This is a genomic window from Pseudomonas sp., from assembly GCF_028293835.1.
Taxonomy (GTDB): Bacteria; Pseudomonadota; Gammaproteobacteria; order Pseudomonadales; family Pseudomonadaceae; genus Aquipseudomonas.
The window spans coordinates 1-10073 of the sequence record NZ_JAQGNX010000028.1 but is presented as its reverse complement, the minus strand read 5'-3'; the positions used below and the strand labels follow the sequence as shown (position 1 = coordinate 10073).

Below are 10073 nucleotides of genomic sequence, written 5' to 3'. Positions count from 1 at the left end.
GCGCTGATCGCCGATTGTTCCTGCCACTGCCAATTGCCAATATCGAAGGTCAATGCGACCGGAATGTTCAGTTCTTCGACACGACGGAAGAAGCGTTGTAGCGGCTCAATTCGACCGCCCTGAAACGTTTGATCGTTTTCCACCAGCAACCGTACCGGGTGCTGCGCGAGGCAGTCGGCCAATGCGCTCATGTCACAACCGCCACTGAAATGGCCGAGGGAAACTTTCAACCATCGAGCACCGCATGCCGCCGCGCGCAGCAGCCTGCTTTCAAGCTGGGTATTGGGCTGACTTTGGCCCGCCGCCCACAGCTCCATTGGCGATGAATAGAGGCACTGCAAACCATGGGCTGCGATTGCCGGGGCAAATACCGAGAAATCTTCGTCAGCAAATAATTCTTCGCGGAGCTCAACGCGGGCCACGCCAGCCTCAGCCAACAGTGGAATAAAACTCGCCTGGCCACGTTCGCGGACCAGATCGGCGCCGTAGCTTGAAAGGCTGATGGAGACGGGATAAAGATTCATTGTTGGTCCTCTGAAACCGGTTTCATTTTTTCTGAAAAAATGGTGGGAATGCATTTAGTCGATTGATTACTGTCGCGGTTGGGTCGAGCCGCGAATGATCAGCTGTGCCTGGAAGTCGAGTAAGCGCGGTGGCTCTATATCGCCGCGCAGCCGGTTCAACAGGCATTCAAACGCCGTCACGCCAATGTCGTAAGTGGGTTGGGCGAGGGCGGTGATACCGCTGCCCACCAAGGGATACCAATCCAGCTCATCCAGTGCGATCAGGCCGATGTCATCGAACAATGGCCAGCCCAATTCCCGCAGCAAGCGCGTGCAGGTCAGGGTGGCGACACCGTTGCCGGTGAACAGCGCTTTCGGGCCAGGACCGGGTGCCGTTAGAAACGCTTGTAGTTGCGCGCCCAACTGATCGCCGGTCTCGAGCACGTGCCCACGCAAATGCTCACGCTGTGCGATCAGGTGCTTGAAAGCGCTGACCCTTTCAAGCCGAGAACTGGTGCCGTCTTGTTGCTCGCTGATCAGCACAATGTCGCGATAACCACGTTCGTCCAGATGATCAATCGCCTGGCGCACGGCGTCGGCATTATTGAGCCCGACCAGATCGCTTTGCAGCTGCTCGACTTTGCGGTCAACCAAGACCATCGGCAGTTCTTCATGCAATTGACGCAGCTCATCGAGATGATGGCCCAAGGTGTTTACGATCAAGCCTTCGACGTTGTAGGAACGCAGTGCGGCGAGGTGTACGCGCTCTTGTTCATCATTGCGGTCGGTGTTGCACACCACCAGGCTGTAACCATGCAAGCGACAGGCAGTTTCGACCCCGTGCATGACCGCGACGGAGTAAGGATTACGAATGTCGGCGACCAACATCCCGATCAAGCGGGTACGCCCACGCTTAAGCCCGCGCGCCATTTGATTGGGGCGGTAACCGAGGGTTTCGATGGCTTGTTCGATGCGTAAGGCGATGGCGTCGGACAGCAATTGCCGGTCTTCGCCAATAAAGCGCGAAACACTGGCTTTGGACACGCGCGCGAGTTCGGCTACGTCATTCATGGTCACGCGGGCACGCGAGGTGGGAGAGGTGCTATTCAACATGTTGACCCGGATTGTAGTTATTGGGGCTCTGAAAACGGTTTCAGAAAACACCAAAGCGTGAAAGGAGTCAACTTTTTTGGGCTGAGCGGTCTTATACGGGGGGAGGTGCTGGCACTTGTTTGGTGTCAGGTATGAAGCCCCGCCAGCACGTTGGCTCCTATACATGCTGTGCCCGGCGCCGGGTCGCGAAACAGCTCGGATCGCATGGGCCTGATGCAGCTCGGTCAGTGCTTTTCCCTTCAGCCGCGACGGCCACGGCATCAGCTATAAAGTTGTTATAAATTGTTTCAAAAACCGGCATGCTAGGCGGCCTTTTTCTGTTTCAGGATTTTCTTCGGTCATGCCTGCCGCCGCGTCCCGTATCGCTGATTTATCTTCCCGTCGCGCAGCCATCGTTTTGAGCCTGTGCCTGCCCAGCGATACGTTGTTGTACTTGCTGCTACCGATGCAGTCTCAGGCGTTTGGCGTCACGCTGGCCCAGGCGGGGGTCTTGCTGGCAGCCAATCGACTGGTGCGAATTTTTGGCTATGGCTATGTCATGCGTTTTTATGCACGCAACGGTGACCGTCCGGCATTGATGCTGGCCTCGGGTGTTGCCGCTTTGTGCGCGCTGGGCAACGCGTTTATCTCCGGCTTTTGGTGGCTGTTGATCCTGCGGCTTGGCTGGGGTTTGTGTTACGGCGCGCTAAACCTGTCGACCCAGGTGCTGGCCACTTCTGAGCAATCGGGTGCCGCACGCCGGGCAGGACGCTCGCGGGCCTATATCGCAGCGGGGCCGATGGTCGCGTTACCGCTGGGTGCATGGTTGAGTCTCGAATTTGGTCCACGCCTGATTTTCCTGATGGCGTGCGCCTCGTCGCTGGTCGCATTGTGGATTGCTCGTGGCTTGCCCAGCACTGGGCACTTACTGTCACCGGCTACCGGGCGGCGTTTTAAACTGCCGGACAGCGTGGCGATCTGGTCGTTTGTCGAAGGCGTAGCGCTGGACGGACTGTTCATTTTTGGTCTGTCACTTCAGGCGCAAGCGATGCTTGGCGGCAATGCGGTGATCATCGCCGGCGTATTGTTGGCATTGCGTTATGTCTCGGAAATGCTCTTGAGCCCACTGGGTGGGCGCGCCGCTGAAAACTTCGGCGCACTGCGCATGCTGGTGGTGTTTTCTATTCTCAGCGGCTTGGCGTTGTCGGCGTTCGGCAGCCATTGGTTGATCGCTGGCGCGGCGAGCGTGCTGATTTTGCGGGCGATGCAGCTGCCGCTGGTGGTCACTATTATTGCTCAGCGCAACCCCAATGAAGGTCGCGTACAAGCCATTGCCGCCAATGCGGTATGGCGTGATATCGGTGCTGGCGTTGGGCCTTTGCTGGCTGGCGTATTGTTGCCGGTGGCTTCCGCGACATGGGTTTACTCCATTGCCGGCTTGGCCATTGCGGTCAGTGCGATTGTCTGCGCGCGGAATAAATAAGTAACACTTAAGCGTATCTGACAAGTTTCCTTACAAACTAAAGGTCGATTAATCAGCGTCCCATGGCCACATTCGCAGCAAGTTTCTAAACGCGCGTTGAACACGATGAGAGCCATGAAAAACTTTAACCGTTCTGCTGTTTTGAAGGGCTTTCAACCTTGGGCGTCGCTGTTGTTACCCGCGCTGTTGATCGGTGCCGCGGTGTTGTTTTTTTCTGTGAGTAAAAGCCTGGCTACGCAGACCGCAGACGGCACTGAAACCTTGATATTCATCAGGCACGCTGAAAAACCAGTCGCAGGGTTGGGCCAAATCAATTGCCAAGGCATGAACCGCGCGATTGCATTGTCGACCCTGTTGCCGCGAGATTACGGTAATGCGAATTTTGTCTTCGCCTCCAATCCCAGTCGTCATGTAGAGGAAGGGCTTAACGATGACTCCTTTAGCTACCTGCGCCCGTTGCTGACCATTTCCCCCAGCGCGATCAAGTTAGGCCTTCCCGTCAATATCGACTTCTCTGCCAATGACACCAATGACTTGGCCGACGAACTGATGCAAGACAAGTATCACGGCGCAACGATTTACACCGCCTGGTCCCATGGCTATCTGCCGGAGCTGATCAATCAGGTCGCCGCTGAAGCCTCAGGAGAAGAGCAATCGATCATTGATGATTGGGACTCGAATGATTTTGACTCGTTGTACGTACTGACATTGGTCTGGCATGGCGGCAAAGCGACGGTTAGTCACAAGCTGGTCAAGCAGGGCCTGGACAACGGGTCGCTGAATTGCCCGGTTTGATGTTGAGGGCATAACTCTCTGTAGGAAATCCAGCCCCGTCTCCGATGTCTGATCCATCGGGAGCAAGCCCGCTCCAATAGTGGTTTTGTGTTCTGCCCTGATGAGAGGCGCTGGCATCAAAATCCCGAAAGGAGTACAAATGTACTCCATGAGCCTACTTACCCCCCGCCGCACTGAAATCCTGACCTTTATCCGCGAGAGAATCGTGCAGCAAGGTCATTCCCCGAGCCTGGCTGAAATCGCCGAAGCCTTTGGTTTTGCTTCGCGTAGCGTGGCGCGCAAACATATTTTGGCCTTGACGGAAGCCGGTTTGATCGAGGTTGCGCCCAATCAGGCGCGGGGTATTCGGTTAGTTTCACTGCAGGCGGGTAATCGTCAGCGGGCCGAGATGGTCGAGCTTCCGGTGCTTGGCCGAGTGGCGGCCGGTGCGCCGATTGGTCCGGACATCGGTCTGCACGACACCTTGATGCTGGATCGCGGGACCTTTCACCGGGTACCGGATTACCTGCTGCGTGTGCAGGGCGACTCAATGATCGAAGACGGCATTTTCGACGGTGATCTGGTGGGCGTGTTGCGTAGCGCCGAGGCCAAGGATGGTCAAATCGTTGTCGCACGGCTCGATGGCGAGGTCACCATCAAGCGTCTGGAGACCCGAGCTGGCGAGTTTCGCTTACTGCCACGCAACCCTGCTTACCAACCGATAGTGGTCTCGCCGACCCAGGATTTCGCCATTGAAGGCGTTTATTGCGGCCTGGTCAGGCGCGAATGATGGGCGCCGTTGTCAGCCTCGACGCGCTGCTGGACGAGCGGCGGGTCTGGAAAGGCCGATCCGTCGCGCCGCCTGTCAGCACTCAACCCACCGGGCATGCGGCACTGGATGCAGCCTTGCCAACCGGGGGCTGGCCAGCCTCGGCCCTGAGCGAAATTTTGGTGGCCGCCGATGGCAGCGGTGAGCTGCAATTGTTATGGCCAACCCTCAAGCGACTGGCGGACAAAGGCCAGCGAATTGTGCTGGTCGCGCCACCGTATGTGCCTTACCCCCACGCATGGCAGGCAGCCGGTATCGATTTACGCTGGCTGACCCTGGTCGACGCCAATGCACGGGATGCGCTGTGGGCCACCGAACAATGCCTGCGCTCCGGCAGTTGTGGCGCCGTGTTGTGTTGGCCGCCGCAAAAACAGGCTGATGACCGCGCATTACGCCGTCTGCAAGTAGCGGCTGAAACCGGCCAGACCTTGGCCTTTGCCTGTCGACCCGCACACGCCGCGCTCAATCCGTCACCGGCGGCGTTACGCATCGCCATCGATGCAAGGCCCCGGCAACTACGGGTCTTAAAATGTCGGGGTGGACTGACACCGCCGTCACCGATCCCGTTTTCCAGCGATTCCTGAGGTTCGTATGTTGTGGGCCTGTGTCTTGCTGCCACAGTTGGCACTCGACGGCGTAATGCGTCGTCGCGCCGACCCTGATGAGCCGTTGGCGTTGCTCACTGGCACTGCACAACGTCGGGTGTTGCAAACGGTCAACCCGGCGGCGCGAGCCTTGGGTTTGCACCCTGGGCAATCGCTTACCGCCGCGCAGGCACTGCTCCGTGATTTTGCGACGGTGGAATATGAGCCAGCCGACGTCGAGCGCTGGCACCGTTTATTAGCGGCATGGGCGTACAGGTTCAGTTCTCAGGTCAGTTTGAAATACCCCCGTGTATTGATGATGGAAGTCGAGTCGAGCCTGGGGTTATTCGGGCCGTGGCCGGTATTTGAGCAACGTCTGCGAGACGAGTTGAGTGCATTGGGGTTTCATCATCGTATCGTGGTTGCGCCCAACCCGACGGCGGCGCGAATGCTGGCCAATATGCATGACGGCCTGGCAGTGACCACTCGCGAATCATTGCACCAGGCACTGGCGCTGATGCCCACCGACCGCATCGGCCTGAGCCGTGAAGTGTCGACCGCTTTTTCACGTATGGGCCTACGCACCCTGCAGCAAGTATTGGCCTTGCCCCGTGATACCTTGGCTCGACGCTTCCCGGCGCAGGTGTTGCTGCATCTGGACACGTTACTCGGTGAGCGTGCCTTGGCACTGAAGTGCTACTTGCCACCGGACTTTTTCGACACCCGTATCGAGCTGAATTTCGACGTTGAGTCCCATCAGGCGCTGTTGTTTCCGCTCAAGCGGCTGGTCTCGGATTTAGCCGTATTTCTGGCCGGGCGTGACAGCGGTGTCCAGCGCTTTGCGCTGCATCTGGAGCATGTGGAAGGCAAAGACACCGTTGTGCCGGTCGGGCTGCTCAGCGCTGAGCGCGATTCGGCCATGCTGTTTGAGCTGGCTCGTGGGCGTTTGGAACACGCACAAGTGCCGTCTCCGGTGCGCGCGGTGCGCCTGCTGGCCCGTGATCTGCCCAGCTTTGTGCCGGCACACCGCGAACTGTTCGATGAGCGTCCGCAACAGGCACTGCCGTGGGAGCAACTGCGCGAACGGCTGCGCGCCCGACTAGGTGATGACGCCGTCAACGGTCTGCGTGCCCATGCCGATCACCGCCCCGAATGCGCCTGGCAGCCGGGCCTGGAAGCCAAATCCGCAGGTCCACTGCTGCCCCTGCCACGTCCCGGCTGGCTATTACGTCAACCAGTGCCGCTAGGCGAAACCGGGGTGCGCATTCTTGCTGGACCTGAACGTATCGAGTCCGGCTGGTGGGATGGCGGCGATGTGCGGCGCGATTATTTCCTGGTGGAAACCCGCTCTGGTCAGCGCGCGTGGGCTTACCAAACGGTGGGCCAAGACGGCAGTTTGTTGTTGCAGGGGTGGTTTGCATGACGGCCGAACCCGAGGGGTACGTTGAGCTGCATTGCCTGAGCAACTTTAGTTTTCAGCGCGGTGCCTCCAGCGCCAAAGAGCTGTTCGAGCGCGCCCAGCGCCATGGTTACCAAGCATTGGCAATCACCGACGAGTGCACATTGGCCGGTATCGTTCGCGCCTGGCAAGCGTCCCGCGAAACCGGTTTGCCGATGATTACCGGCAGTGAAATGCGCATCGAACACGGCCCTGCGGTAGTGTTGCTGGCGGAAAATCTCAGCGGGTATCAAGCGCTGTGCCGCTTGATCACGGTGGGTCGCAGGCGCGCCAAAAAAGGCGAATACCGCCTATTACGTGAAGACTTTTGTGAGCCTTTGGACGGCTTGCTGGCGCTGTGGTTGCCAGACTTACTCAGCGAAACACATCTAGAGCAAGGTCGCTGGCTATCGGGTTTATTTCCCGAGCGCCTATGGCTGGCTGTGGAATTGCATCGCGGCCCTGATGACGGGCAACGACTCGGTGATCTTTTGGCATTGGCCGCACGCTTGAACATTACGCCAGTGGCCACTGGCGATGTGCATATGCATGCACGCGGCCGACGCGCCTTGCAAGACACCATGACGGCGATTCGTCATCACACTACCGTCGCTGAGGCCGGGCATCGGTTATTCCCCAATGGTGAACGGCATTTACGCCCGCTGTCGCAGTTGGCAGAACTGTACCCGACAAAACTGTTGGCCGAATCGGTGCGTATTGCCCGGCGTTGCAGTTTTGATCTGGGCCAGCTGCGTTATGAATATCCCCATGAACTCGTGCCCCAAAGCCACACCGCCGCCACTTGGTTACGGCAGATGACAGAAGAGGGCGCACTTCGTCGCTGGCCCGACGGCGTGCCGGACAAAGCCCGGGTGTTGATCGAGCGCGAGTTGAGTCTGATCAGTGAACTAAAATACGAAAGTTATTTTCTGACCGTACACGACATTGTCCGCTTCGCCCGCAGCAAAGATATTTTGTGCCAGGGACGTGGTTCGGCAGCGAACTCGGCGGTGTGTTTTGCCCTGGGCATCACTGAGCTTGATCCAGCGGTCAGCCACATGCTGTTCGAACGTTTCATGTCCAAAGAGCGCAACGAACCGCCAGACATCGACGTCGATTTTGAACACGAACGCCGGGAGGAAGTATTGCAGTACGTGTTCCAGCGTTACGGCCGGGGCAGGGCGGCGATCACGGCAGTTGCCAGCACCTATCATGGTGCTGGCGCGGTGCGGGATGTGGCTAAAGTGTTGGGGTTGCCACCCGATCAGATCAACGCCTTGGCCGACTGCTTCGGCAGTTGGAGCGACGACTTGCCGCCGCCGGAGCGCCTGCGTGAATGCGGTTTGGAGCCGGACAGTCCTGTCTTGCGTCGGGTAATGACCCTGACCGGGGAGTTGATCGGTTTTCCTCGGCACCTGTCTCAGCATCCGGGCGGCTTCGTCATCTCAGAGCATCCGCTGGAAACGTTGGTCCCGGTGGAGAACGCGGCCATGGCCGATCGCACCATCATTCAATGGGACAAAGACGACCTGGACATGGTCGGGCTGCTGAAAATCGACATTTTGGCGCTGGGCATGCTCAGCGCACTGCGCCGGACCTTTGATCTGGTGCGCCGTTATCGAGGTTATGACCTGACGTTAGCAACCATCAAGCCAGACGATAAACCCACTTACGAAATGATCTGTCGTGCAGACACAGTAGGTGTGTTCCAAATTGAGTCACGGGCACAGATGGCGATGCTGCCGCGTCTGAAACCCAAGAAATTTTATGATTTGGTCATCGAAGTGGCTATCGTTCGGCCGGGGCCGATTCAAGGCGACATGGTGCATCCGTACCTGCGTCGGCGTAATAAAGAAGAGCCCATCACTTATCCGTCCGAAGCGCTAAAGGCCGTATTCGAACGCACCCTGGGCGTGCCGCTGTTTCAGGAGCAAGTCATGGAGCTGGCAGTGGTTGCCGCCGATTACACGCCGGGGGAGGCCGACCAACTACGCCGCTCCATGGCTGCCTGGAAACGCCACGGCGGGCTGGAGCCGCATCAAAAACGGTTGACCGAAGGCATGCTGAAAAATGGTTACACCCTGGAATTTGCCAACCACATCTTTGAGCAGATCAAGGGTTTTGGCAGTTACGGTTTTCCGGAATCCCACGCCGCGAGTTTTGCCTTGCTGACTTATGCCAGTTGCTGGCTGAAATGCCATGAACCGGCGGCCTTTGCCTGCGCCTTGATCAACAGCTGGCCCATGGGTTTTTATAGCCCTGATCAAATTCTGCAGGATGCGCGGCGTCATCAGATTGAAATCCGCCCGGTGGATGTGCGTTACAGCGCGTGGGATTGTTCCCTTGAGCCGTGTACGGCGGACTTGGCGATTCGTCTCGGCCTGCGCATGATTCGCGGCTTCCGGGAAGACGATGCGCTGCGCATCGAAAACGCTCGAGGGCAACGGGCGTTTATTGATGCCAGCGACTTGTGCGAACGCGCGCGTCTGGACCAGCGGGCACGGGAATCGCTGGCTGATTCCGGAGCGCTGCGCGGTTTGCTCGGCCATCGCCATCGGGCGCGCTGGGAAGTGGCGGGGGTCGAGACGCAACGACCCTTGTTCGCCGAGCAATCGGCTATTGAAGAGCCACAAGTGCCGCTGCCATTGCCCACAGTGGGCGAAGACTTGTATGCCGATTACGACACCCTCGGCACTACCCTCGGCCCGCATCCACTGGCCTTATTGCGTCCGCAACTCAGCGCCCGACGCTGTCGCAGTTCAAGGGACCTGCTCAGCATCGAGCATGGGCGCAGCATCAATGCCGCAGGTCTGGTGACGGGCCGACAAAAGCCACAAACCGCCAGCGGCGTGATTTTCGTCACCCTGGAAGACGAGCACGGGATGATCAATGTGGTGGTCTGGCACGACTTGGCCGAACGCCAACGGCGAGTACTGGTGGGCTCGCGACTCTTGCAAGTCTATGGTCGGTTGGAATCCAAAGACGGCGTCCGGCATTTGGTCGCTCAACGCTTGCAAGACCTTACGCCGTTACTGACCGGACTGGACGTGCGCAGTCGAGACTTCAAATAAACCCAGCCTAAATAGATTCCGGCCTACTCGGGTTTGGGGTGCAATTGTCGCGCAACAAACACAGAACCCGGAGCTGCCGAAGGCTGCGATAGGCCGGGGTCGCGGGCGACCGGCACCCCTTCAGCGGTATCACGAGGGCGACCGGTCCCCGGTCGAATCGCAGCCTTCGGCAGCTCCTTGTATGTTGTCCCTGTGCCTAACGAAAGAGGTTATGGTCACAGGTTACACACACAAGTAGTGCGTTTCTGGGGGAGGCCGATCGCTCCTAAAGGCAGGTTTTACACCTGACCTTGTCTGTA

General features: G+C 58.4%; 8 protein-coding genes. 6 read left to right on the top strand and 2 right to left on the bottom strand.

The genetic code is table 11. The features are described from left to right. Both JWR17_RS03880 and JWR17_RS03875 read right to left on the bottom strand, forming a co-directional pair. On the bottom strand, positions 1 to 524 hold a 524-nt coding region (locus tag JWR17_RS03880), incomplete at its 3' end, for an AP endonuclease (RefSeq protein ID WP_299828493.1). A gap of 66 nt (positions 525 to 590) precedes the next feature. After that, on the bottom strand, positions 591 to 1616 hold the full coding sequence (locus JWR17_RS03875; RefSeq protein WP_299828491.1) for a LacI family DNA-binding transcriptional regulator: 1026 nt from the start codon (positions 1614 to 1616) through the stop codon (positions 591 to 593). 340 nt (positions 1617 to 1956) lie between these two features. Here JWR17_RS03875 and JWR17_RS03870 point away from each other — a divergent pair, with 340 nt between their 5' ends. From JWR17_RS03870 to JWR17_RS03845, 6 genes are all read left to right on the top strand, one after another. Continuing rightward, positions 1957 to 3078, top strand: a complete 1122-nt coding sequence (locus JWR17_RS03870; protein ID WP_299828489.1) for an MFS transporter — start codon at positions 1957 to 1959, stop codon at positions 3076 to 3078. Positions 3079 to 3192: 114 nt separating this feature from the next. Then, complete coding sequence (locus JWR17_RS03865) at positions 3193 to 3873, top strand: histidine phosphatase family protein (RefSeq protein WP_299828487.1); 681 nt, start codon at positions 3193 to 3195, stop codon at positions 3871 to 3873. A 139-nt stretch (positions 3874 to 4012) separates the two neighbouring features. After that, a complete protein-coding gene (gene lexA, locus JWR17_RS03860; RefSeq protein ID WP_299828485.1) occupies positions 4013 to 4642 on the top strand; it encodes a transcriptional repressor LexA in 630 nt (209 codons plus the stop codon). Continuing rightward, positions 4642 to 5265, top strand: coding sequence for a translesion DNA synthesis-associated protein ImuA (gene imuA / locus JWR17_RS03855; RefSeq protein WP_299828483.1), 624 nt, complete (start codon positions 4642 to 4644; stop codon positions 5263 to 5265). The genes lexA and imuA overlap by 1 nt, the downstream gene beginning before the upstream one ends. 7 nt (positions 5266 to 5272) lie before the next feature. Beyond that, a complete protein-coding gene (locus tag JWR17_RS03850; protein WP_299828481.1) occupies positions 5273 to 6688 on the top strand; it encodes a DNA polymerase Y family protein in 1416 nt (471 codons plus the stop codon). Continuing rightward, positions 6685 to 9774, top strand: a complete 3090-nt coding sequence (locus JWR17_RS03845; protein WP_299828479.1) for an error-prone DNA polymerase — start codon at positions 6685 to 6687, stop codon at positions 9772 to 9774. Before JWR17_RS03850 ends, JWR17_RS03845 begins: the two co-directional genes overlap by 4 nt. Positions 9775 to 10073: the final 299 nt, after the last annotated feature.